Below are 22,527 nucleotides of genomic sequence, written 5' to 3' on the forward strand. Positions count from 1 at the left end.
ATCAGCCCTCGGACGCCCGGATGGCCGCGCCGACGATGAGCGTGATGAGGCCCCCGATGCCGAGGAGCGCGCCGACCGTCATGACGAACGCGCCGACGAATCCGCCCGACGAGACGATGATGCCGCCGACGAGCAAGGACAGCGCGCCCACGCCGAGGAGAATGCCGCCGACCGTGAGGACCCTGCTGCTCCGCTGATGCGGATCTGCCGCCGGAGGCGCATTCGGGCCGGCGCCGTCGTTCGCGGCCTGGCCCGCGCTCGCCACGTTCCAGCGCCGCGCGAGCGCCTCCGTGCGCTCCCGGTACTGGAAAAACGCCTCCTCGCCCATTTGCGCGACGAGGCGGCGCTCGAACTCGGCCACGTTCGCCGGCCGCGCGGCGACCTTGTTCACCTTGGTCACGTACTCGTCGATGAGCAGCGGCGTCGATTGCTTCATGCGCGAGCACGCCTCGACCGCGATCGCGCGCAGGTGCAGCCGCCGCTCCATGGGGATCCCCGCCTTGGCCGCGTCCTGGTCGATCGCCTCGACGATACGCATGCCGAGCCCCGGATCCTTGCGCATTCGAAGGCCGATGTCCGCGCGTTCGGTGGGGGTCAAAGAATCGAGCGCGCTCGTCATCCCGAGCATCGCTTCATCCATCTCGCCCATCCCGCTCCACATCCGGTCTTGCACCCCGGGATGCACGCGCCCCTCCTCGGGCAGGTCGTTGAACGAGCCCACGAGGAGCAGCGAGCGGAGCGTCTTGCGGACGAGGACGTCCTGCTTCTGATGGTTCGAATCCGTAGAATCGAGCTTCGGAAACAGCGACGCGATCGAGCTCTCGCCGGTCTTCAGCTTGTCGAGGCCCCCGTCGAGGCGCGCGAGGAACCGGTCCATTTCCTCCGGGCTCACCAGCGCCACCGGAGGCGCGGCCGCGCCCGTCGTACCCGCGCAACCCAGGGTGCCCGCCGCCGCGGTCCCCGCCCCGCCGATCACGCCCACCTTCAAGAAATCGCGTCGTTCCATGGCCCACCCCGTGAGGATTTGTCGCAATGTACCCGATCACGCCGCCGAATTCGAGGGGGACGCGTCAAGCCGCGCCCGGCGCCGGACCGAGCCACGCCTCCGCGAGCGAGAGGGTGCGCGCGTTGTCCGGCACGGCGCGCAAGAATCGCTCCCGGCGCGCCGGGGCGCCGATCTTCTCGGCCCGGCCGAGGAGATGCGCGCGCGCGGCGGAGAGCGCCTCTTTCGCGCGCTCGTGGCGACCATTCGCGAGCAGCGCCTCGGCATACACGAGCCGCACGAGCGGCTCGTCCGAGAGCAGCGCGCCGATCTGCTCGAGGAGCTGCATCGCCTCCTCCGCCGCCGACAGGGCCTCCGCGGGGCGGCCACACGCGAGCAGCACGCGCGCCAGCGTCGCGAGGTACGAGCAGCGGCGATTCGGGGGCGCGTCGACGAGCGCCACGGCCTCGATCGCGGCGCGCTCGGCCGCCTCGCTGTCACCCTGACGCACGAGCACGAGCGCGAGGAACTGCCGCACGTCGTGCGCCGAGAGCACGAGGCCCGCGTTCGTGAGGGTCTCGAGGATGTCCTCGAGCAGCGCGCGCGCCTCGGCGAGCGCACCGCGCGCCGCGAGCGCCTCGGCGAGGCCGTGACGCGCGCTCGCCGCGAGCATCGGCAAACACTGCGCCTCGGCCCGCGCCACGAGCGTGGCGAGCTCCTCCTCGGCGCGGGCGTGATCCCCGAGGTCGCAGAGCACGAGCGCCGCGTAGATCCGCATCGAGATGCCGAACCTGTCGACCTTCGCCTCCTCGAAGTGCCGAGCCGCTTCGAGGAAGAACTCGTACGAGGTCTCGAGGTCGCCCTCGACGAGCGCGCGCGTCGCCGCCACGGCCGCCCACTCGGCCGCGACGATGGGCTCACGGCGCGAGGCCTCGGGCGCCTGCGCGAACCGCTCGGAGAGCGTCTCGGCGGCGCTGCGCTGCCCGGACCGCAAGAGCATCCGCGCGATCCAGCCCATCGCCGCGAGCCTGCGCGTCTGCGGCGAGGCCTCGCGATCGGCGCGCTCGAGCATCGACTCCGCGATCCCGAGGAGCTGGCGGCGCTCGCCGCGCGAGCTCTCGGCCCACGCCGCCGCGCTCGCCGCGCCGAACCAGAGCGGGCTGTCCGGCGAGAGGAGCTGCATCGCCTCGCGCGCGCGGCGCGCCGCCTCCGCGAGCTCACCGCGGTAGAAATGCGCCTCGGCTTGCGCTTGCCGCACCTCGCCGAGCAGCCCGCCGTCGGCGCCGCACGCCTCGGCGCGTTCGGTCCGCTCGAGCACGGCCTCGAAGTCGTTCGCGCTGAGCGCCTGCGTCGCGGCGTGGACGAACCACACCGCGGCCTTCTCGCGATCCTCGCCGCGCTCGCAGTGCACGGCGAGGGCCATCGCGTCACGCTCGCCCGCGGCCTCGAGCCACTCGGCCGCGAGCCTGTGCCCGAGCGCTCGATCGACCTCGGTGAGGGCCGCATACGCGACGTCACGCAAGAGGTCGTGCCGGAACGCGAGCTCCTCCTCGCCGGGGAAGCGGCTCTCCCTGCGCCGCATGAGCAGCTCTCGGTGAACGAGCGTCTCGATCCAGCGGTCCGCGTCGACCACGCTGCTCTCGCCGCCGAGCAGCGCGCGTACGCCGCCGCTCCAGAAGGTCTCGCCGAAGATGCTGCCCGCGCGGAGCAGCCAGCGCGCCTCGCTCGGCAGCGCTTCGAGCCGCGCCTGCAGCATGGCCAGCACCGTCTGCGGCAGCCCGGTCTCCTGGCCCTCGGCCACGGCGCGCAGGAGCTCCTCCAGGTAAAACGCGTTGCCCGCGGCCTGCGCCACCACACGCGCGAGCAAGGACTTTGGCGCGTCCTCGCCGAGCACGTGCCGCGCGAGGCGCTCGCTCGCGCGCCTCGACAGCTCGCCGAGCCGGATCTCCTGCATCCCTCGATCCGCCCAGAGCCCCGGGAACCTCTCGTGCACGTCGGGCCGCGCGAGCGCGAGGACGAAGAGCGATCGCTCGCGCGCGAGCCGCAGCGCCGCGTCGATGAGCTGCACCGTCGGCGTGTCGGCCCAGTGCAGATCCTCGAGCACGAGCACCACCGGGTGCGCCGCGCTCGCCGCGCTCACGAAGTCCTCGAAGCCGCGGCGGAGGTGATCACCCATCAGCACCGGATCCTTGCGCGCCGCGCGCAGGAACGTGCTCGCCTCCTCGACGGTCCACGGAGCGCCCACGAACTCGCCGTAGAGCTCCATCACGCGCGCCGCGTCCGCGCCGAGGTGCCGCGTCACCGCGTCGCGGATCTTCTCCCGCCGCACCTCGATCGGATCCTCCTCGTGCAGCGACGAGGCGCGCCGCAAGAGCTCGGCGGCCATGCCGAAGGGCGCGCCCATGCGCGTCGGATCCCCCTGCGCGAGCCAGATCTCGGGGCGCGGCTCGGTCTCGGCGAGCCTCTGCAAGAGCTCGTGCCGGATGCGCGACTTGCCGATGCCGGCCACGCCCGTCACGAGCACCGCGCGCGCAGCGGGCTCGCTCGTGCACTCTTCGTAGAGCGCGAGCAGCGTCGAGAGCTCACGCTCGCGCCCCACGCACGGCGTCACCCGCCCGAGCAGCAGCCGCGATCCCTCCTGCGCCTGCGCCTCCCCCACGAGCGATCGGACATCGTCGCTCGCGTCGATCACGAAGCGCCCTTCGAGCAGCTCCGCCGTGAGCTCGTCGAGGCGCACGGGCCGCCGCGCGCGCGCCTCCGCTCCATCGTGCCTTGCCGTGCGCTCCTCCTCCTCGCGCAAGAGCCTCGCCGCGCGATCGATGCCCTCGCCGACGGGGAGCGCGTGCGAGAGCACCCCGCGTCCCGTCACGAGCACGATCGGCGCGTCCGGCGCCATCGCGCGGAGCGCCAGCGCGCAGCGCGCGGCTTGTGTCGCCTGATCCGTCGCCATGCCCGCCCCCGAGAGCATCAGCGCCGCCGAACCGTCCGCCAGCGCCTCCACGCGCGCCCCGTACGATCGCGCGACCGTGCGCAGCGCGGCGAGCGGCGCGACCCCGGACGAGTTCATCGTGCCTGCCAGCGGATCGACGGCGCCTGCGACCTCCTTCGAGCTCGAGATCAAGATCAGGCTCACGAGCCGCTGCTCGCCGCTGCCGAGCGCGCCCTTCGAGCGGAGCGTGTGCGGCGGTTCGCTCGTGAACTCGTCGTTCGCCACGCGCGCGAGGGCGGCCATCAGCGCGTCGCCGTCCGCGAGGCGCTCCTCCGGGTGCTTCGCGAGCATCCGCGCGATGAGCATGTCGAGCGCGAGCGGCACGCCGGGCCGCAGCATCGAGACCTTGGGCACGTCCTCGAACAGCACCTTCGCCAGCACGGCCACCACGTGTTGCCCGGTGAACGCGGGTTTGCCCGCGAGGCACTCGAAGAGCACGCAGCCGAGGGCGAACACGTCGGCCCGCGCGCTGAGGGCGCGATCTCCGCGGGCTTGCTCGGGGGCCACGTACCCGGGCGTGCCCATGAAGACGCCCGTGCGCGTCACGACGTGCGAGTCCGAGGCGCGCCGCGCGATCCCGAAGTCGAGCAGCATCGCGCGCCGCACGTCGCCGCCCTGCAGGAAGATGTTACTCGGCTTGATGTCGCGGTGGATGATGCCGTGCCGGTGCGCGAGCGCGAGCGCGCCGGCGATACGCTCGGCGAGCGCGAGTGTCTCCTCGACGCTCAGGCGCTCCCTCGTGATCCGCGCGTCGAGCCCCTCGCCCGAGAGCCATTCCATCGCGAGGTACGGCTCGCCCGAGTCGAGCTCGCCGTAGCCGAGGTAACGCACGACGGCCGGGTGGGAGAGCGCTGCGAGCAGGCGCGCCTCGCGGTCGAACCGGGCGCGCTCCTCGTCGCTCGCGCCGCTCATGATCTTGATCGCGACCTTCTCGCCGGTCTCCCGGTCGCGCGCCTCGAACACGGCCCCCATGCCGCCTTGGCCCGCGAGACGTACGAGCTCGAAGCGCTCGCCAACCGACACACCTACCCGCATCTCCACCATCGTCGCACGTCACGCGTGGGCTCGGACGGGGCCGTCGGCAAGGTTGCTTCTTCCCCGGTCTTTCGCGGCCGGTTATCTTGCGCGCCCCTTTTGCCCATGTCCATCCCTCTTGGAGAGATCGCGGCCCTCGGCACGGCCCTTTGCTGGACCGCGAGTTCGCTCGCGTTCGCGGCCGCCGGGCGCCGCATGGGCTCGTTGTCCCTCAACCTCGTACGCCTCGTCCTCGCGTTCGTTTTCCTCGGCGCCTACAACCTCGTGCGGCGCGGCCTCCTCTGGCCCTCGGACGCCTCGGCCGAGGCGTGGGGCTGGCTCCTCGTGAGTGGCCTCGTGGGGTTCGTCCTGGGCGACATGTGCCTCTTTCGGGCGTTCTTGCTCATTGGCCCGCGCGTCGCGATGCTCGTCATGTCGCTCGCTCCGCCGATCGCGGCCGTGCTCGGCTGGGTCCTGCTCGGCGAGCGGCTCTCTGCGCTCGGGATCCTCGGGATGGCCGTGACGCTCGTGGGCGTCGCGATCGTCGTGCTCGAGCGGACGAGCGAGGCGAAGGCCCCGGACGAGGATTCACCGGACAAACCCGGCAAGGGCGTCCTGCTCGCGTTCGGCGGCGCGGCGGGGCAGGCCGTGGGGCTCGTGCTCAGCAAGGTCGGGATGAAGAGCTACGACCCATTCGCCGCGACGCAGATTCGTATCATTGCCGGTATCATTGGTTTTTCCCTCCTGTTCACGTTCATTGGCTGGTGGGGTCGGACGGCGGCCGCGGTGAAGGACCGCGTGGGGCTCGGATACGCGGCGCTCGGCGCCATTGCGGGTCCTTTTGTGGGCGTCTCCTTGTCGCTCCTCTCCATTCAGCACACGGAGACGGGTATCGCGGCCACGATCATGGCGACGACGCCCGTCCTCGTCATTCCGGCGGTCATCGCGCTCCACAAGGAGCACGTCAGCCTGCGCGCGGCCCTCGGCGCCCTCGTCGCGGTCGGCGGCGTGGCGCTGCTCTGGATCCGGTAACGGAATGCGGTAACCGTCGCCGGTAACAGCCGGTGCCGGTAAGGGAATGCGGTCAGCCGATTGCGCACTGGTCCCGCGATTTTCCATTGTGAAATTCGTGCTGAGACCGGCGACATGGCGCGAGACATTTGTTATCGTCGCGTCGTCGCTTTGCCAAAACAATGGGAGGTCCCTCGAAATGAACTTCCGCAAGCTTCCTTGGTTCCGTGGCGTCGCGTTTTCCCTCGCCTTCGTCGCCATCGGCTGCTCGCCGTCGCCCGAAAAGATCGGTGACGAGTGCGAGGTCGACGGTGATCCTTGCCCCTCGGGTTCGGTCTGCACCGCCTCTGGTGACGCGTATACCTGCCAGGTCCCCGAGATCGAGGTGGGCGGCGCCTGCGACCCGGCCGGCCCGGACTACTGCAAGGGCGACGCCGTCTGCGGCAAGAACCCCGACGGCACCGGCACGTGCGGCATCGCCAAGGGTGGCGCCTGCGATCCGGCCAATGCCCAGTGCGCCGGCGGCTTGACGTGCGCCGAGATGAGCGCGGGCGGCAACCAATGTCATCCGCTGGTCTTCATCAAGGGCATGGTGTTCGACTCCCAGACGGAGGGCGCCGTCAAGGCTGCCCAGGTCATGGCGCTCGACGATCAAGGCGCCTCCGTGAGCGACGTCGCGGTCACCGACGACAAGGGCAACTACGCGCTCGCCGTCCCCGTGGCGCGGCAAGACGACGGCACCCCGGTCACGGACGTCGCCTTCACCCTGCGCGCGAGCGCCGCCGATTACCAGACCTTCCCCGGCGGCCTCCGCACGGCCCTGCCCATCCTGTCGAGCGAGGCGAAAGCGCAGGAAAATGGCTGGGACATCCAGTCGACGCTCACGGACATCGCGCTCATCGGCCTGCCCATGGACCAGAAGGGTTTGCCCTCGATCTCCGGCAAGGTCGTCGCCGACGACCTGTCGAGCGGCGTGCTCATCGTCGCCGAGGACGCGATGAGCCAAGGCTTCTCCGCGATCACCGACAAGAGCGGCGCCTACACGATCTTCAACGTCCCCGCCGGCGCCTACACGGTGCGCGGTTATGCCGCGGGCCTGCAGCTCACGCCGGCGAACGCAGACGTCGCCATGACGAACCTCACGGGCGTCGACCTCGCGCGCTCGGAGAGCGGGCTCGGCGTCGTGTCCGGCAACCTCAACATCGTCAATGCCTTCGGCGGCGCCGCCACCAGCGTCGTCCTCGTCGTCGCCTCCACGTTCAGCGATACGTTCGTCCGCGGCGAGGTGCCGCGCGGCCTGCGCACGCCGCTCTCCGGCCCGCCCGACGTCACCGGCGCCTTCACCATCAAGGACGTGCCCGAGGGCCGCTACAAGGTCCTCGCCGCCTTCGAAAACGACGGCCTCGTGCGTGACCCCGATCCGAACATCGCCGGCACCCAGATCGTCGAGGTCAGCATGCCGAGCCCGGGCCAGGACGTCTCGCTCTCCGACGCCTTCAAGATCACCGAGGCCCTGGCCGTCATCGGCCCCGGCGTCGACAAGGCGGAGGCCGTCACGACCGCGCCGATGCTCACCTGGGCCGACGACAGCAGCGAGGATTTCTATACGGTCGTCGTCTACAATGCCTACGGCGAGCTCGTCTGGTGCCTCTCCGACCAGATGATGGGCTGCGACGGCGGGAGTATCCCCGGCGTGAGCGGCCAGCCGAACGTCTCCGTGCCTTATGGCGGCCCGATGGAGCCGGGCATGTATTACCAGTTCCGCGCCACCTCGTGGCGCTCCTCCGGCGGCATGCCCGGCCCGATCGCGAACACCGAGGACCTGCGCGGCGTGTTCTACGTCGACGCCATGCCCTCCCCCTGAACGAGCACGTTTCGCCGCGACCACGGCTGCGCCCCCGTGCGCGGCCGTGGTATCCTCCCGCCCGTGATGCCGCCAGCGTTCAAGATCTGGGTCGCCTCCCTGGTCGTCCTCTTCCTCAAAATGCACTTCAATTCGGGCCTGCAGAAGCGTGGCCGGCTCGACCAGGGCGGCTATCCGCGGCCCGAGGACGCGAAGATGTTCGGCGTCGAGCAGAAGGAGGACACGGGCCTCGCGTGGCGCGCGGGTCGTTGCTGGCAAAACGACCTCGAGAACATCCCGCTCTACCTCTTCGTCTCCCTCGCGTACGTCCTCGCCGGCGGACCGGAGCTCTGGGCGTACATCCTCTTCGGCACGTACACGGCGGCGCGCGTGGCGCATACCGCGTGTTATCTGCTCGCCCTCCAGCCGTGGCGCCTCATCGCCTACGCCACGGCGCATTTCGCGCAGCTCGGGATCCTCGGGCTCGTCATCCAGCGGGTATTTTTCGCCAAACCCGGCTGAGCTACGCGTCCGGCCCGATCCACTCCCCGGCGAGCGCGATGATCCGCGCATTCTCGGGCACGTCCTCGAGGAAGCTGCGCCGGTAGTCCGGGTCCGGCGTCCGCTCCGCGATTTCGCGAAGCCTCCCGGCCGCCGCCGCGAGCGCCGCCCGCGCCTCGTCCCGCCGGCCCGCCGCCTCCAGGCATTCGATACGCGCGAGCCTGAGGAACGCGCCTCGATATCCGAACCCGTGCATCACCTCGTACCGCGCGTGGGACGCCTCGGCCTCGGCGAGCGCCTCGGCGACGCGCCCCTCCGCGAGCAGCGCCCGCGCGAGCACCGCGCCCGCCGCGGCGCGATCGAGCGGCAAGACCCCGCCGAGCGCCATCGCCGCCCGCGCGTGCCGCGCCGCCTCCTCGTGATTGCCCGCGCGCCGCGCCACCTCGGCGAGCGCCCAGCGCCCGCGCGCCTCGTCCGCCTGGTCGCCATTCACCTCGGACGCCACGACGAGCCGCACCGCCTCCTCGCGCGCCTCCACGAGCCGCCCTGCGTCCGAGAGCGCGAGCACCCGGAAGAGCGCTCGCAGCGAGGCCACGATCGCGAAATCCTCGTCGCTGCGCGCCTCCGGCCGTAACGTCTCGGCCGCGCGCTCGTTCGCGCCGAGCAGCCACTCGTTCATCCCGACGAACACCCGCGCGAGCACCACGCCCCTGCGCGACCCGGCCTCGTGGAACGCTCGTTGTGCGGAGAGCGACCGTGACAAACTCTCCCAGGGGTCCTCCTTGATCCACGCCTCCCACCGCGGGTAGGAGAGGTGCCAGAAGGCCCGGGCCATCGGGTCGCGGTCGGCCACGGGCCCGACGAGCGCGTCGAGCCTGCGTTGAATGGGCTCGACGATATCGATCCGCCCCTCCGTCAGGAGCAGGACCGTGGCCATGGCGAGCGCGAGCGAGACGGTGCCGAGGACCTCGGGCGCGGGCTCGAGCGAGGCGATCGCGTCGAGGATCCCGATCGACTCGTCGAGGTGCTTCATGCGAATGGCGTACGCGAATTGCGCCAGCGCGCCGCGCACCCAGGGCGCGCTGCCGGGCGGGGCCCTGCGCGTGAGGCGCGCGCCGTGCGTCGCCGCCTCTTCGAGGTGGTTTTGCCACATGCGCGCCTCGGACACGATCCCGAGCAAGCCGATCTCGGTGTCGGGGTCCGGGCCGAGGGCGAGGGCGCGCTCGGCGCGGCGAACGGCGTCTTCGTCGTCGCCGGCGCGGTGCGCCTGCTCGGCCGCGCGCAAGAGGTGCGGCACCGCGCGGCTCGGCTTCTGGCCGCGCTCGAAATGGGTGGCCAGGACGAGCGGGTCCGTCTCGCCGTGGGATTCGAGCCATGCGCCGGCGAGCCTGTGTCCGAGCTCGCGGTCCTCTTCGGTCAGCATCGTATACGCGCCCTCGCGCACGAGCGCGTGCCGGAACGCGAACTCCTCCTCGCCCGCGAGGCGGCTCTCCGGCCGGAACGAGACGAGCTCCCGCTCTTCGAGCGCCACGAGCCGCGCGCGGAGGGCGTTTTTCCCGGCGCCCTCGCCGAGCAACGCGCGCGCCCCGCCGACCCAGAACACGTCCCCGAAGACGCTCGCCGCGCGGAGCAGCCGCCGATCCTCGTCGTCGAGCGAGGCCAGGCGCGATTGCACCATCGCCACCACCGTCTCCGGCAGCTCCGCGTCCCGCCCCTCCGCCGCGGCGCGGATCAGTTCTTCCAGGTAAAACGCATTTCCTTGCGCCCGCTGGACGATCCGCTCGACGACCTCCTGCGTCGCGCCCTCGCCGAGCGCCCCTCGCACGAGCTTCTCGCTCGCCCGCTTGCCGAGCTCCGTGAGCCCGATCTCCTGGAGCCTCCGCCCCTCCCAGAGCCGCGGGAACCGCTCGCGTACGTCGGGGCGCGCCGTGGCGAGGACGAAAAATGGTTTGTCCGAGAGCGTGCGTAACGCCGCGTCCACGAGCCGCACGCTCGGCAGGTCGCCCCATTGCAGGTCCTCGAGCACGAGGAGCACCGGCGCCGCGTCGCATTCGGCCCCGAGGAAATCGAGGAACGCCGCGCGTATCTGGTCGACCATGAGCTGCACGTCCGCGCGCGCCGCGCGCAGCGGCAGGTCGTCCTCGTCGGGGAAGGGCGCGTCCACGATCTCGCCGAGGAACCGCGCCACCCGCCGCGCGTCCGCCCCCTCGAAGCGCGCCGACACCCTCGCCAAAAGTTTGTCACGACGCACGGCCTGCGCGTCACCCGCGGCGACGCCGAGCGCCATGCAGAGCGCCTGCGACACGAGCTGGAACGCCGAGCCCGCCCGGCGCGCCTCGCCGCACGCGAGCCACGCGGACGAGAGCGGCGCCTCGCGCATCGCCGTCCCCACGAACTCCTGCGCGAGCCGCGACTTGCCGAGGCCCGCGACCGCCGTCACGAGCGCCGCCTGCGCGGCCGGCTCCTCGACGCAGTCCTCGAAGAGGCTCGCGAGCGTGCGCAGCTCCCGCTCGCGGCCCACGCACGGCGTGGGGTTGCCGAGCAGCGTGCGCGTGCCGAGCAGCGCCGGACGCTCGCCGTGCAGCGAGAACCCCGTCTCGTCCTTTCGCACCTCGAAGCGCGCGTCGAGCAGGCCCGCCGTGAGCTCGTCGAGCGCGATCGGGCACTCCACGCTGCTCGCGCCGCGGTGCTCCGCGAGCGCGTGCGCCGCCCTGTCGATCGCGTCGCCGAGCGGGCTCGGCCCCGCGAGCGAGCCCCACCCGACCGCGAGCGCGAACGGCCTGCTCCCGCCGAGCGTCCGGAGCTCCATCGCGATCCGCGCGACGCGCGCCGCGAGGTCCTTCGCCCCCGCGCCCGAGGTCCAGAGCGCGAGGGATCCGTCGCGCAGGATCTCGCACGGTATCCCGCGCGCCTCGGCTTCGGCCTGCAGGCTGCGATCGAGGTCCGTCACGCGGCCCTCGCGATTCTCCATCGATCGCAACGAGGGCGGCGGCAGCGAGTGCTTCGAGCGCCCGATGAGCAGCGCCGCGACGGGCCGTCGTTCGGTGCTCCCGAGCGAGGGCGGGCGGAGCGAGGGCGGCTGCGCGACGCGCACCGTGGCCGCGCCGCTCTCCAGCGCTTCGAGCTCCAGGGCCACGGCGCGCCCGTCGCGGGGCCTGTCCGCCGGGTCCTTCGCGAGCATGCGCATCACCAGCGCTTCGAGCTCGTAGGGCACCTCGGGCCGGAGCTCCGCGAGCGACGGCGGCTCGGCGAAGAGCACCTTCGCGAGGATCGCGTGCAGGTGATCGCCGGGGAACGCCGGCTGACCCGCGAGGCATTCGAAGATCAGGCATCCGAGCGCGAACACGTCGGCCCGCGCGTCGACCTCGGCCTCGCCGCGCACCTGCTCGGGCGCCATGAAGCCCGGCGTGCCCACGATGCTGTCCGTCCCGGTGATGCGCGTGCGCCGCCCGAGCTTGGCGATGCCGAAGTCGATCAGCTTCGGCTGGCCCGGCTTGCCCTCGACGAGGAAGATGTTCTCGGGCTTGAGATCGCGGTGGACGATGTGCTTTTCGTGGGCCGCGGAGAGCGCCTCGGCGACCTTCCGCGCGAGGGCGACGGTGTCCTCGACCGAGAGGCGCCCTCGCGAGAGCGCGCGCGCGAGCTCCTCGCCGTCGAGCCATTCCATCACGAGGTAACGCGTGCCGTTCGCGAGCACGCCGTGCTCGAGCAGGCGCACGATGCCGGGGTGATCGAGGGATCCGAGCGCCTCGATCTCGCGGTCGAAGCGCGCGTCGTCCACGGGGCTCGCCTCGGAGACGAGCTTCAGGGCGACGGACATCGAGTTTTGCCGATCCCTCGCCCGGTGCACCTCGGCCATCCCGCCGGTCCCTGCGAGGTGCAGGATCTCGTACCGCTCGGCGAAGACCGTGACTTCCCTCATCCCTGACGAATCAGTCTACCGGCCCGAACCCAACTTGCAAACACGGAAGCGCCCGCGCGCGCGCGCCTGGGAGGCGCGCTGCCCAGGGCGTCCTTTGCGACCTTTGCGACGCTCAGCGCGCGGGCGGCATTTTGGCAATCTTGCGCTGGAGCGAGCGCCGGTGCATGCGCAGCCGCCGCGCCGCCTCGGAGATATTGCCGCCGCAATCGCCGAGCACCCGGTGCAGATACTCCCACTCCACGCGGTCGAGCGAGGGGACGTCCTCCGGCGCGCCCTCCGCGGAGGGGCGGCCGGCGAGGGCGCGCTCGCACGCCGCCGCGTTCACGGGCTTCGTCAGGTAATCGAACGCCCCCGCGCGCATCGCCTCCACCGCATTCGTGATCGTGCCATATCCGGTGAGCACCACGATACGCGTGCCCTCGTCGAGGGCCCGGAGCGAGCGCACGAGGTCGATCCCGCTGCCGCCCGGCATTCGCACGTCGACGAGCGCATATTCGAAGACCTGCCGCTCGGCGAGCGCGAGCGCCGCCGCCGGCCCTTCGGCGAGCGACACCGAAAAACCTCGCCGCTCGAGCGCCTCGCCGAGCGCCGCCCGGAACGCGCCGTCGTCGTCCACCACGAGGAGCGTGGGTCTGCCCTCGGCCGCGCTCACGCCCGCGCCTCCTCGAGCCGGATCGTCACGCGTGTCCCTCGCGGCTCCTTCGGCCCGATATCGAGCGTCCCACCGGCGATCTCCACGACGCGCCGCACGAGCCATAACCCGAGGCCCATTCCCTCGCCGGGCTCCTTCGTCGTCAAGAACGGCTCGCCGAGCCGCTCCGAGAGCGAAGCCGGCACGCCCGTCCCTTCGTCCTCCACCGAGAGGAGGATCCGCGCGCCCTCGCGCCGCACGGAGACGCCGATCGGCGCCGCCGCCGCGCCTCGTTTGCACGCGAAGAGCGCATTGTCGAGCAGGGCCCCGAGCGCGCCCTCCACCTCGGCCGCGGACAAACCCACGCGCGCCTCCGGATCACACGACACGGAAATCGTGACATGTGCGTCGGGGTGCGCGGCCCGCCACGCCGACACGGCGCGCGTCGCGGCGTCCGTGATGCTCGCGTGTTCCCCCTCGGCGCCGCGCTTGCTGCCCGCCGAGAGCCGCGTGATCACCTGCCGGCACCGCTCGACCTGCGCGCCGATCGACGCGGCGTGCCGCTTCGACGCCTCGGGCTCCGCGCCGCCTTCGATCTCGTAGGCGAGCACCGCGATCGTGCCGAGCGGCGTGTTGAGCTCGTGCGCCGTCCCTGCCGCGAGCGTCGCGAGCGCCCGGAAGCGCGCGTTCACCTCGGCCTCGCGGCGCAGGCGCGCGATCTCGCGGCCCCGCGCGGCGAGCGCGCTCCGCACGCGCGTGACGAACGTCGCGATGATCCCCGCCGAGATCGCGAAGGCGCACCACATGCCGTAGAGGTGCGTCGAGAAGGCGCCGTTCTCCGGGTGGCTCGGGCAACACGCGCCCGAGGGGACGCTGAAGAGCGCGAGGAAGAGGCACGCGGCGAAGGCCGAGAGCGCGAGCGTCGTGCCGAGCGGCAAGACCGCGGCCGAGAGCGCGACGTGGATCAAAAAGAGCGCGCTCCACGGGTTCGCCGCGCCGCCCGAGCACGCGAGCACCACGAAGATGCCGACGAGGTCGAGCGCGAGCCCCGCGGCGAGCACGCGCGGCGAGGGCGGCGGGCGGCCGCTGCCGCGAGCCCTGGCCGCGCGCGCGGCGACCAGGGCGTTCGTCGCGGCGACGAGCAGCGTCGCGGGCACGGCGATCTCGTAACGGACGTGAAACCCGAGGACGTGCTCGCTCACCGGCAGCGTCGCGAGCAGGAGGCCGTAGACCGCGATACGCAGCCCGGACAAACCACGCTCGACGATACCGACCGCGTCGTCTTCTTCGTGGGCTGCCGGCAGGTCGAGGGGAGCGCCTTCCATGGGGCGCGAGCGTAGCAACCGCGGCCGAGGTCGGCCTGCGTCGGATCGTCGCACCGCTCGGCTCGGACGCCTGCCCTGCGACAACGTGTCTCATGGATCTCTGCCGCGCGCGGCGCCATGGATGAAGCCGTGGTGGTCCACCGGAAAACCTTTACTTCGGCCCTGCTCGCCTGCGCGCTCCTCGTGGGTTCGCGGGGCGCCTCGGCTTCGGCTTGTTGCGGCAGCGGTCACGGCCTCGGGCAGCGGCTCGGGCCGCTCGAGCGCGCGGCGGTGGGCCTCTCCTTTCGTTTCTCCGATCGGTTCGGCTCGCACGGACACGCGGGCGCTTTTTCGCTCGCCCCGGCCGGAACCCTGGACGCCGAGGGCCGCGCCGAGCTCGCTTGCCTCTTCGCGCCGCTCCCGCGCCTCCAGCTCGGCCTCGTCGCGCCCGTGCTCCTCAATGTCCGCAGCTCGCGGGACGACACGTTCGTGGGCGGCGGATTCGGGGATCTCTCGCTCTCGGCGCGCTTCGACATCGTCCGCCTCGACACCACGAGCGCCTGGCCCGCCATTGCGCTCACGGCTGGTCTGGGCCTGCCCACGGGCCGATCCGCGGCGATGGCGAGAGACCCGCTCGCCACGGACGCCACGGGCCTCGGCGCCGCCGAGGTTCGCCCCGGCGTGTTCGTCGAGAAAAACTGGGACGGCGAGGCCACGGCCGTCTTCAGCGCGTCGGTCGGGTTTCGCGCGCCGATGACGGGCGCGCGTGGCGAGCGTATCGAGCTCGGGCCCCGGGCGCGCTTCGTCGCGGCGGCGGGGCCTGTGTTCTCCTCGGGTTGGTCCCTCGCCGCGGGGCTCGTGCACGAGCGCGAGTCGGCCCCGTCGATCGGCGGCGCGGTCACGCCCGGCGCGGATCGGCGACGCACGGCCGGGCTCCTTTTTGCGGGATACGATTTCTCCGAGCGCTTCACGGCGCTCGCCTCGCTCGAGGTCGACCTGCCGGCCTCGTCCCTCGGCAAAAACGAACCATCGGCCGTGGCCTTCAGCATCGGCCTCCGGAGGTCATTTCCGCGATATGAATAGGACGAACCGCCTCTCCCGCGCCCGTTTTTCGCGGCTCCTCTTCGGCTCGCTCGCCGCCCTGTGGCTCGCCGCGTGTGGCGGCGCCGAAGACACCGGCGGAGGAGGCGAGCAAGAGTCGATCGGCCTTCGCGGGGCGATGGTCTTCACGCTCGTCCCCGAGGCGCCGCTCGTGCAGGGCGAGAACGACCTGCGATTGACGCTTCGAGACGCCGCGAGCGGCGCGTCGGTGGAGGGCGCCTCGATCGAGGTCATTGCGATCATGCCGGCGATGGGCCATGAGGCGGCGGGCGCGCCTTCGATCGAGGAGGCGGGCGAAGGCGCCTACGCCGTGCGTGACCTCGCCCTCTCCATGCCGGGCCGCTGGGACGTGCACGTGAAGGTCGAGCACGAGGACCGGATCGACGAGGTCCACTTCGTCTACGACGTCCTCTGAGCCTCCTCGATCACCCCGCAGAGCGCCTCGGCGAAGGCCGCCTTCGACCGTTCGAAGAGGTAAAAATGGCCTCCGTCGAAGATTCGCGAGGTGAAGGCCGCGCTCGTGTGCTCGCGCCAGGGCTCGATTTGCTCGGGGCGCGCCGAGGTATCCTGGCGACCGCCGAAGGTGGTGATGGGGATCGCGAGCGGCTCTGCGGGCTCGAACGTGTGCGTCTCGTACATCGCGAGGTCCGCGCGGAGCGGCGGCAAAAACAGATCCATCAGCTCGTCGTTCCCGAGCACGGCCTCGGGCGTACCACCATAACGGCGGATCGCTTCGATGAGCGCTGGCCTCGGAAGGTCGTGCAGGGCCATCCGCCCGAGCGGCAGGTGCGGCGCGCGGCTCGAGGACACGACGAGGGCCGCGGGAGCTCTTTCACCCCTCGCGCGGAGCGCCCGCGCGAGCGCATAAGCGACGTGCCCGCCGAAGCTATGCCCGAAAAACACGAAGGGCAGATCGAGCCTCGGGCCGAGCACGGAGACGAGCGCGTCCGTGAGGGAAGGCATCGATCGATAGGGCGTCGCCGTGAACAGGGATTCGCGGCCGGGGAGCTGCGCGGCGTGGAGCTCGGCCCAGGGCGGCAATCCCGCTGCGAGCGCGCGGTAGGGAAAAGCCCCGCTCCCCGCGTGGGGGAAAATGAAGAGGCGGAGCGCGGGCGTGGTCCTGGCGGGCACGCTGACGAGCTGAGGGGGCGGAGGCGGGATCTCGGCCATGGCTGGTAGCCATCACGAAGGCCCGCGGAGGTCAAGCTGCCACGTGGTTGACGGGCCGATCGCCTGTCCGTAGCCTCACCGGACCCATGGAAAACCGCCCCGAACCCCGCGCCGCGCTCCCCGAGGCGCTCGCGGCCGACCCGCCCCTCGCCCGGCTCGTGAACGAGCTCTGCCTGCGGCATGGCTGCCATACCGTCGTTCTTTATGGATCACGCGCGCTCGGGACGGCGACGGCGGAGAGCGACTGGGACATGCTCGGGATCCGCGAGGGCGGCGAGGCGACCCGGGATGCGCGGCTCGTGGACGGGGTTTTTCTGGACGCATTCATCGTCCCCGAGAGCGGCGTCGTGGGCGCCGGGGCGAGCTTCCTGCACCTGCGCGGGGGCAGGGCCGTACGTGATCCGCGGGGGCTCGGCGCGCGCCTGCTCGACGACGTCGCGGCCGCGCTCGCCTCGCCGCCCAGGCCCGTAGCCGAGGCGGAGATCGCGGCGCGGCGCGCCTGGTGTCACAAGATGCTCGGGCGTATCCGTCGCGGCGGCGACGCGGACGTGGAGGCGAACTACCGTCGCGCGTGGCTGCTCTTCGATCTGCTGGAGCTCTATTTCGTGTTTCGGGGCCGCCATTACCTCGGGCCGAAGGAGAGCTTCCGCTTCCTCGCGGCAGAGGACGGACCTGCGTACGAGGCGTTCTCGGCGGCGCTCGCGCCCGGCGCGCCCACCTCGGCGGTCGAGGCGCTCGTCGCGCGCGTGCTCTCCGGCTGACGTCATTCGATCGTTTGTCGGAGCGGGTCAAGCGAGGAGCCGCTCGAGCGCGCCACAAAAGCCCAGGGCAGCGTCGCTCCTCGATGGCGGCGAACCGCTCGGCCCGAGCCGCGCCCCCTGCGTCTGGAGGAGGAGGAGGGCGGGCGTGTCGCGGACGATCACCGCGTACTTGCCGAGAGCCTGGACGAATTGCACGGCCGTCTCGACCACGGTAGGCTGCGTCCGGTTCGTCACGGACACCTCGCAGAACCCGGCCAGCACCGCGGGGGCGAAGAAATGCAGTCCCAGGAAGTTCTCACGTACGTCGAGGCGGGTCGAGAGCGCGCGGAGCAGCGCCGTCGGGGCCGTCGTGGCCAGGATGGCGTGGCCGTTCGTGGCGCGCTCGGCCAGCTTCAGCAGGGTTTGTCGGTCTCTCCAGGGGAGCACGGTCGAATCGAGGACGAGGTCGGCGCTCGCCGCGGCCCCGATGTCGCCGGCCGCGCGGAATCGGCCGAGGGCGCGCGTGACGGCCTCCGGGTCGAGGCGGCCGTCCGCCCGTTTGTCCTCGAGCGAGGCGGAGAGCCGCCGCCGCGCCTCGGCGGCGCCGCCGGGCGTCGATCGAATCAGCGTCGTCGACAGGCCCGCGAGCAGGCAGGCCTCGATGACGCCGAGGCTCTTCGCGCCTCCGCCGATGACGGCCACGTCTTCGATCGCGCAGGCCGACCCATTGCCGTTCGCGTTCTCCAGTGGCTCCATTCTCCCGATTCCCCCCGTCCCCCGGAACGCCCGCGGCCGAGCGCTCGGAGCACCATGTCGTATGGCTCCCACATGCGCACCGTCAATGCGGCCGAGTTCGTCTGGGCGAGGCGACGCCGGGGGCGCAATCGACGCGGCCCGTGCGTGCGAGGCGTAGGCGAATGAGCCGCGGCGGATCCTCTCTACGAGGGGCGGACGCGGCGCTCTTGCGCGCGCTCGAGGAGGTGCGGGCGCGGTGCGACGTGGAGGCGCGCAAGGCGGCCGACCCGGTGCATTTCGTGCACCGATATGCCGAGCGCGACGATCAGGAGCTCGTGGCGATGATCGCGTCGGCGCTGGCCTTCGGCAACGTGAAGGCGCTCTGCGCGAAGATCGAGGAGGCGCTCTCGCGGCTCGGCCCGCGCGTCGCCGAGGTCGCGGACGATCCGGCGGCGGTGCGCGCGCGGCTCGCGGGGTTCCGGCATCGGGTGTATCGCGACGAGGATCTCGCCCGGCTCTTGATTGGGGCGCGGCGGGTGCAGCGCGCCCATGGCTCGCTCGGCAAGGCGCTCACGGACAAACTCGATGCGTTGGGGGATCTGCGCGAGGCGCTCGGGGCCTGGGTCGCCGAGATTCGCGAGAAGGGAGAGCTCGGCGCAGGCGCCGGAGGGCGGCGGGGCGCGACGCACATCCTGCCGGATCCGGGCAAGGGCAGCGCCGTGAAGCGAATCCTGCTTTTGCTCCGGTGGATGGCGCGGCCGGCGGACGGGGTCGATCTCGGGTTATGGGACGTGCCGACCTCGCGGCTCATCATCCCGGTGGACACGCACATCCACAAGCTCTCGCGTAACCTCGGGCTCACGGCGCGGACGTCGGCCGATTTCCGGGCGGCGGAGGAGATCACGGCCGCGCTCGCGCGGCTCGACCCCGAGGACCCGGTGAAATACGATTTTTCCTTGTGTCACCTCGGGATGCTGCAGACCTGCCCGTCGAAGCGGGACCCGGTGGCGTGCGAGGGGTGCGGGGTCAAACCCGTGTGCCGGCACTGGCGGCGCGGTGCGCGCTAGAGCGAGCCAACCGGGACGAATCCGGCTACAATGAGCCCTTCCACCGTTTCAGGAGGGCTTTCCCATGCTGACTTTCTTTCGTCCTGCGCTCCTCGGCGCGTTCATTCTGGGTTCCCTCGTCGCCTGCTCGGGTGGCGGCGAGGGCGAGACCGCCGCGGCCTCCGGCGGATCGGGCGGCGCGGGCGCGTCGGGCGGCGGGGGGACGGGGGCCTCGGGCGGCGGCGGATCGGGCGGCGCCGGGGGAGGGGGCGCGCTCGGCGGGCCGTTCCGGTACGGCGTCAATTATGGATTCCCGAACGCGAGCTGGAACGACCAGGATCTCGCCTTCCTCTCGCGCGAGGCGGGCGCGAACAGCGCGCGGTTGAAGCTCTCGGAGGGGCACCTCGCGACGTGGGGTTACGACATCGAGGTCGCGGACATGCAAGGGTACGGCTCGCTCGGAATGGGCGAACACGTGGCCTTCCTCGGCGCGCCCACTTCCGAACACTCGACCGCGCCGGCGGGCACCCCGAGCTGGGAGCTCGAGCATCACATCCCGAAGAACCTCTACGAGCCGGTCTTCAACGGGGACGGGTCGATCAACCCGAACAATTACTGGGGCGCGTACGTGTACCAGACCGTGAGCACGTACAAGCCGTGGGTGCGCGTGTGGGAGGTGTGGAACGAGCCGGACTGGGTCGCGGACTGGCAGGTGACGCAGACGTGGGAGACGGAGCCGCCGACGAAGGAGCAGCTCGTGCGGTTCGGCGGCTCGATCTTCGATTACGTGCGCATGCTGCGCGTGAGCTTCGAGGCGGCGAAGAAGGCCGACCCCGAGGCGCGTATCGCCCTCGGCGGGATCGGGTATCCGAGCTTCCTCTCGGCCGTCCTGCGGTACACGGACAACCCCGACGGCGGCGCCGTGACCGGCGAATACCCGAAGACGGGCGGCTCGTATTTCGACGTGGTGAGCTTCCATTTCTATCCGGTCTTCGGGCCCGAGACCTCGGACGACGGCGTCGCGGCTTTCCTGAACCTCAAATCGCAGCTCGAGGGAAAACTCACGGCCGCGGGGGTGACGGGCAAGGGGTGGATCGTCACGGAGACCGGCGGACCTCACGTCTCGGTGGGCGACGCGCCGGGCGGGGCCGACTACGCGCCGAATTACCTGGCGAAGGTGATGATCGCCGCGCAATCGGTGGGGATCGAGCGGGTCGATTGGTTCTCCCTCTCCGACGGCAAGGCCCTCGGGCAGAGCACGAATCCGTTCGATTACATGGGACTTTACGAGGACGTCTCGGCGTTCGGACAGACGAGCGAGGCCGCGCGCACGGAGGCGGGCCGCGCATACCGGACGCTCGGCAAGCTCCTCGAGGGCGCGCGGTACGACACGGCGGGCACGACCGCGCTCGGCTTGCCCGACGACGTCGGCGGCGCCGCGTTCCGGCTGCCCGACATGCGCCGCGCGGTCGTGCTCTGGGCGAGGGCGACGGAGGGAAACGAGACCGCGAGCGCGGTGCACTCGTTTGCGGCCGACGGGCCGTACGAAGCGTACTGGCTCGATTGGAGCGCGACGGGTGACGTGGTGACGCTCGACCCGGTCGACGGAAAGATCGCGGTCATGCTCAGGGACGAGCCGTGGATTTTTCTGCAGAAGCCCTGAGCCGTCACGTCGGCCAGTCGACGTGAAAATGATCCATCGGCGACGTGCGCGCCCCGCCCTTCGGCAGGCCCGTGGCGCGCACGTCGAGGCCTCGATCCGTCGGCTCCAGAGTCAGGAAATGGAAGTCGCGAATCGAAGGTCCATCGAAGAGGTCGCGGAACACCTGCCGCGCCTTCGGGAGGAGCCGGTGCCGCGGCCCACCTCCGCCGCCGCAGACCACGAAATGGCGGCCGTCGCGGACGAAATGCTCGTAGGCGTGCACGTGACCCGAGAGCATGACGATACCCTTGCGGGAGCGCAAAAACGCGGGGACGAACGAGCGCTCCACGAGGGACGAAGGGCCGGTGACGGTGCCGTTCGTGAAGGGCGGGTGGTGGACGAGCACGAGGACGCCCCGCACGCCCGGATCGGCGTCGAGCCGCGCCATGGTTGTCGCGTAAAACTGTATTTGTTCCGCCCAGGTCTGCGAGGGCATGAAGAGCCGGTTCGAGTCGAGGGCCACGACGCCGAGGGGGCCGAGCCGGGCGGTGTAGAATCGGCGCCCGTCGAGCCGGGGGAAACGCGCGAAGTAATGGCGGAGCCCCCGCGGCCCGAAGGACCAGCAATCGTGGTTGCCGAGGACCGGCAAGAGCTCGACACCCGCGGCGCGGAGCGGCTCGACGAGCCGATCGAAGAAGGCCCAGGCCCGCCGCGAGGCGCCGAGGAAGACGTGATCGCCGAGCAGGAGCGTCACGTCAGGGCGTGACGCCGCGAGCGCCGCGACGATGCCCGCCCGCTCGGCGTCGTTCTCTTCGGCGCGCAAGAAGACGCGCTCGACGAGGGCCGTGCGCTGCAGGTCGGAGACGACGGCGATGCGCGCGCGCTCGCGGAGCGGGACGTCGAGGGAAGGTGAGCGCGTCGAGGCAGGGGTCATGGGCGAGGGGATGCTAGCGCGCGGAAGGCGTTGACCGGATGCCCGACCGCTGGGACGTTCAGAGCCGGATGATCACCCCCGATGCGCCCCCCGGCGTCCCCGTCGCTCCTCTCCAGAGCCCGCCCGCGGCTCTCGTGACGCTCGAACGCCCCGGCTTCAGCGCGGGCCTCAAGGCCGTGCTCGGCGGCTACGGCTACCTCTTCCGCACGCCGGACCTCTGGCCGCTCGCGCTCGTCCCCACGGGCATCGCGCTCGTGCTCGTGGTCGTGCTCGGCATCGTCGGCGTCAAGCTCGCGCCCTTGCTCGTCGCGTTGATCTTGAAGGATCCGGGCACGGGCGCGCTCTGGACGGTGCTCGGCGTCGTGCTCCAGGTCCTGTCGGTGGTGGTGATGCTCGTGGCCGCGCTCGCCACCTCGTTCGCGCTCGCCAAGCCGCTCGCGGGGCCCGCGCTCGAGCGGATGGTGCGGCGCGCCGAGGCCGATCTCGGGGCGCCCACGTGGCCCGAGGTGAGCTTCTTCGGGGACATGTGGCGCGCGCTGCAGTCGTCGCTCGTGGCGCTCGCGTTCACGCTGCCGATCATCGTGGCGCTCGGCGTGCTGAGCCTCCTCTTCGCGCCGATGAGCATCGTCGCGTTCCCGCTGCAGCTCGCGGTGACGGCGCTCGCGGGGGCGTGGGACCTCTGCGACTGCCCGCTCTCGATCCGCGGCGTGCCCGTCGGCGAGCGTATCGATTTCGTGCGCCGGAACATCGGCGCCGTGATGGGCTTCGGCTTCGGGCTCGCGCTGCTCTCGTTCTTGCCGTGCGCGCTGCTCATCGTGTTGCCGGCCGGCGTCCTCGGGGCGGCGCGGCTCGTGGTCACGCTGGAGCGCTGGGAAGCCACGAAGAAGCTGCCGCGCTGAGCTTCCTCGCGCGGCGCGTGTTCCTCGTTGCCACGGGCGAGGCCCGGGGTCACTGTTCGGGCC

General features: G+C 71.6%; 17 protein-coding genes. 9 read left to right on the plus strand and 8 right to left on the minus strand.

Annotated features, from left to right (window positions below; all coding sequences use genetic code 11):
- Window position 1 precedes the first annotated feature (1 nt).
- Together GF068_RS23605 and GF068_RS23610 are read right to left on the minus strand one after the other, a co-directional pair.
- On the minus strand, window positions 2-1,006 hold the full coding sequence (locus GF068_RS23605) for a hypothetical protein (RefSeq protein WP_153821676.1): 1,005 nt from the start codon (window positions 1,004-1,006) through the stop codon (window positions 2-4).
- 64 nt (window positions 1,007-1,070) lie between these two features.
- Window positions 1,071-5,006 (minus strand): serine/threonine-protein kinase, encoded by a 3,936-nt coding sequence (locus tag GF068_RS23610; protein WP_170319631.1) that lies wholly within the window; start codon window positions 5,004-5,006, stop codon window positions 1,071-1,073.
- A 105-nt stretch (window positions 5,007-5,111) separates the two neighbouring features.
- Here GF068_RS23610 and GF068_RS23615 point away from each other — a divergent pair, with 105 nt between their 5' ends.
- The 3 genes from GF068_RS23615 to GF068_RS23625 all read left to right on the plus strand — a co-directional run bounded on the left by GF068_RS23615 (window position 5,112) and on the right by GF068_RS23625 (window position 8,361).
- Complete coding sequence (locus GF068_RS23615; RefSeq protein ID WP_153821678.1) at window positions 5,112-6,017, plus strand: DMT family transporter; 906 nt, start codon at window positions 5,112-5,114, stop codon at window positions 6,015-6,017.
- Window positions 6,018-6,195: 178 nt separating this feature from the next.
- Complete coding sequence (locus GF068_RS23620; RefSeq protein ID WP_153821679.1) at window positions 6,196-7,860, plus strand: carboxypeptidase-like regulatory domain-containing protein; 1,665 nt, start codon at window positions 6,196-6,198, stop codon at window positions 7,858-7,860.
- A gap of 66 nt (window positions 7,861-7,926) precedes the next feature.
- Window positions 7,927-8,361 carry an MAPEG family protein gene (locus GF068_RS23625; RefSeq protein WP_240807332.1) on the plus strand — a complete coding sequence of 145 codons (435 nt, stop codon included), beginning with the start codon at window positions 7,927-7,929 and terminating at the stop codon, window positions 8,359-8,361.
- Between the two features lies 1 nt (window position 8,362).
- On the opposite strand, the gene GF068_RS23630 is transcribed toward GF068_RS23625, so the two are convergent.
- From GF068_RS23630 to GF068_RS23640, 3 genes are all read right to left on the minus strand, one after another.
- Entirely contained in the window at window positions 8,363-12,262 is a 3,900-nt protein-coding gene (locus GF068_RS23630; RefSeq protein ID WP_153821681.1) for a serine/threonine-protein kinase, read from the minus strand.
- A 112-nt stretch (window positions 12,263-12,374) separates the two neighbouring features.
- A complete protein-coding gene (locus tag GF068_RS23635) occupies window positions 12,375-12,914 on the minus strand; it encodes a response regulator transcription factor (protein ID WP_338046537.1) in 540 nt (179 codons plus the stop codon).
- On the minus strand, window positions 12,911-14,218 hold the full coding sequence (locus GF068_RS23640; protein WP_153821683.1) for an ATP-binding protein: 1,308 nt from the start codon (window positions 14,216-14,218) through the stop codon (window positions 12,911-12,913). The genes GF068_RS23635 and GF068_RS23640 overlap by 4 nt, the downstream gene beginning before the upstream one ends.
- A gap of 117 nt (window positions 14,219-14,335) precedes the next feature.
- Here GF068_RS23640 and GF068_RS23645 point away from each other — a divergent pair, with 117 nt between their 5' ends.
- Together GF068_RS23645 and GF068_RS23650 are read left to right on the plus strand one after the other, a co-directional pair.
- Entirely contained in the window at window positions 14,336-15,280 is a 945-nt protein-coding gene (locus tag GF068_RS23645) for a hypothetical protein (protein WP_153821684.1), read from the plus strand.
- Window positions 15,273-15,713 (plus strand): FixH family protein, encoded by a 441-nt coding sequence (locus GF068_RS23650; RefSeq protein WP_153821685.1) that lies wholly within the window; start codon window positions 15,273-15,275, stop codon window positions 15,711-15,713. The genes GF068_RS23645 and GF068_RS23650 overlap by 8 nt, the downstream gene beginning before the upstream one ends.
- Here the strand turns inward: GF068_RS23650 and GF068_RS23655 are convergent.
- The gene (locus tag GF068_RS23655; RefSeq protein ID WP_153821686.1) at window positions 15,698-16,468 is read right to left on the minus strand and encodes a thioesterase II family protein; all 771 of its coding nucleotides are present in this window, start codon (window positions 16,466-16,468) and stop codon (window positions 15,698-15,700) included. The genes GF068_RS23650 and GF068_RS23655 overlap by 16 nt on opposite strands.
- Before the next feature lie 86 nt (window positions 16,469-16,554).
- Between GF068_RS23655 and GF068_RS23660 the strand changes: the two genes are divergently transcribed.
- Entirely contained in the window at window positions 16,555-17,229 is a 675-nt protein-coding gene (locus tag GF068_RS23660) for a nucleotidyltransferase family protein (RefSeq protein WP_153821687.1), read from the plus strand.
- Window positions 17,230-17,256: 27 nt separating this feature from the next.
- On the opposite strand, the gene GF068_RS23665 is transcribed toward GF068_RS23660, so the two are convergent.
- Window positions 17,257-17,964, minus strand: a complete 708-nt coding sequence (locus tag GF068_RS23665; protein WP_153821688.1) for a 3-hydroxyacyl-CoA dehydrogenase NAD-binding domain-containing protein — start codon at window positions 17,962-17,964, stop codon at window positions 17,257-17,259.
- A 161-nt stretch (window positions 17,965-18,125) separates the two neighbouring features.
- On the opposite strand from GF068_RS23665, the gene GF068_RS23670 reads away from it, so the two are divergent.
- Both GF068_RS23670 and GF068_RS23675 read left to right on the plus strand, forming a co-directional pair.
- Entirely contained in the window at window positions 18,126-19,010 is an 885-nt protein-coding gene (locus GF068_RS23670) for a TIGR02757 family protein (RefSeq protein WP_153821689.1), read from the plus strand.
- Window positions 19,011-19,074: 64 nt separating this feature from the next.
- Complete coding sequence (locus GF068_RS23675; protein WP_153821690.1) at window positions 19,075-20,652, plus strand: hypothetical protein; 1,578 nt, start codon at window positions 19,075-19,077, stop codon at window positions 20,650-20,652.
- A 4-nt stretch (window positions 20,653-20,656) separates the two neighbouring features.
- Here GF068_RS23675 and GF068_RS23680 read toward each other — a convergent pair whose 3' ends face one another.
- Window positions 20,657-21,565: a metallophosphoesterase family protein gene (locus GF068_RS23680; RefSeq protein WP_153821691.1), complete on the minus strand. Its 909-nt coding sequence runs from the start codon at window positions 21,563-21,565 to the stop codon at window positions 20,657-20,659.
- Between the two features lie 68 nt (window positions 21,566-21,633).
- Here GF068_RS23680 and GF068_RS23685 point away from each other — a divergent pair, with 68 nt between their 5' ends.
- Window positions 21,634-22,464 (plus strand): EI24 domain-containing protein, encoded by an 831-nt coding sequence (locus GF068_RS23685; protein WP_153821692.1) that lies wholly within the window; start codon window positions 21,634-21,636, stop codon window positions 22,462-22,464.
- Window positions 22,465-22,527: the final 63 nt, after the last annotated feature.

Origin of the sequence: Polyangium spumosum (genome assembly GCF_009649845.1) — a bacterium.
GTDB classification, from domain to species: domain Bacteria; phylum Myxococcota_A; class Polyangia; order Polyangiales; family Polyangiaceae; genus Polyangium; species Polyangium spumosum.

Bases quoted from the DNA above. Each gene is read 5' to 3' on its own strand.
- GF068_RS23605 (WP_153821676.1), bottom strand. From the start codon at position 1,006: ATGGAACGACGCGATTTCTTGAAGGTGGGCGTGATCGGCGGGGCGGGG.
- GF068_RS23610 (WP_170319631.1), bottom strand. From the start codon at position 5,006: ATGCGGGTAGGTGTGTCGGTTGGCGAGCGCTTCGAGCTCGTACGTCTC.
- GF068_RS23615 (WP_153821678.1), top strand. From the start codon at position 5,112: ATGTCCATCCCTCTTGGAGAGATCGCGGCCCTCGGCACGGCCCTTTGC.
- GF068_RS23620 (WP_153821679.1), top strand. From the start codon at position 6,196: ATGAACTTCCGCAAGCTTCCTTGGTTCCGTGGCGTCGCGTTTTCCCTC.
- GF068_RS23625 (WP_240807332.1), top strand. From the start codon at position 7,927: ATGCCGCCAGCGTTCAAGATCTGGGTCGCCTCCCTGGTCGTCCTCTTC.
- GF068_RS23630 (WP_153821681.1), bottom strand. From the start codon at position 12,262: ATGAGGGAAGTCACGGTCTTCGCCGAGCGGTACGAGATCCTGCACCTC.
- GF068_RS23640 (WP_153821683.1), bottom strand. From the start codon at position 14,218: ATGGAAGGCGCTCCCCTCGACCTGCCGGCAGCCCACGAAGAAGACGAC.
- GF068_RS23645 (WP_153821684.1), top strand. From the start codon at position 14,336: ATGGATGAAGCCGTGGTGGTCCACCGGAAAACCTTTACTTCGGCCCTG.
- GF068_RS23650 (WP_153821685.1), top strand. From the start codon at position 15,273: ATGAATAGGACGAACCGCCTCTCCCGCGCCCGTTTTTCGCGGCTCCTC.
- GF068_RS23655 (WP_153821686.1), bottom strand. From the start codon at position 16,468: ATGGCCGAGATCCCGCCTCCGCCCCCTCAGCTCGTCAGCGTGCCCGCC.
- GF068_RS23660 (WP_153821687.1), top strand. From the start codon at position 16,555: ATGGAAAACCGCCCCGAACCCCGCGCCGCGCTCCCCGAGGCGCTCGCG.
- GF068_RS23665 (WP_153821688.1), bottom strand. From the start codon at position 17,964: ATGGAGCCACTGGAGAACGCGAACGGCAATGGGTCGGCCTGCGCGATC.
- GF068_RS23670 (WP_153821689.1), top strand. From the start codon at position 18,126: ATGAGCCGCGGCGGATCCTCTCTACGAGGGGCGGACGCGGCGCTCTTG.
- GF068_RS23675 (WP_153821690.1), top strand. From the start codon at position 19,075: ATGCTGACTTTCTTTCGTCCTGCGCTCCTCGGCGCGTTCATTCTGGGT.
- GF068_RS23680 (WP_153821691.1), bottom strand. From the start codon at position 21,565: ATGACCCCTGCCTCGACGCGCTCACCTTCCCTCGACGTCCCGCTCCGC.
- GF068_RS23685 (WP_153821692.1), top strand. From the start codon at position 21,634: ATGATCACCCCCGATGCGCCCCCCGGCGTCCCCGTCGCTCCTCTCCAG.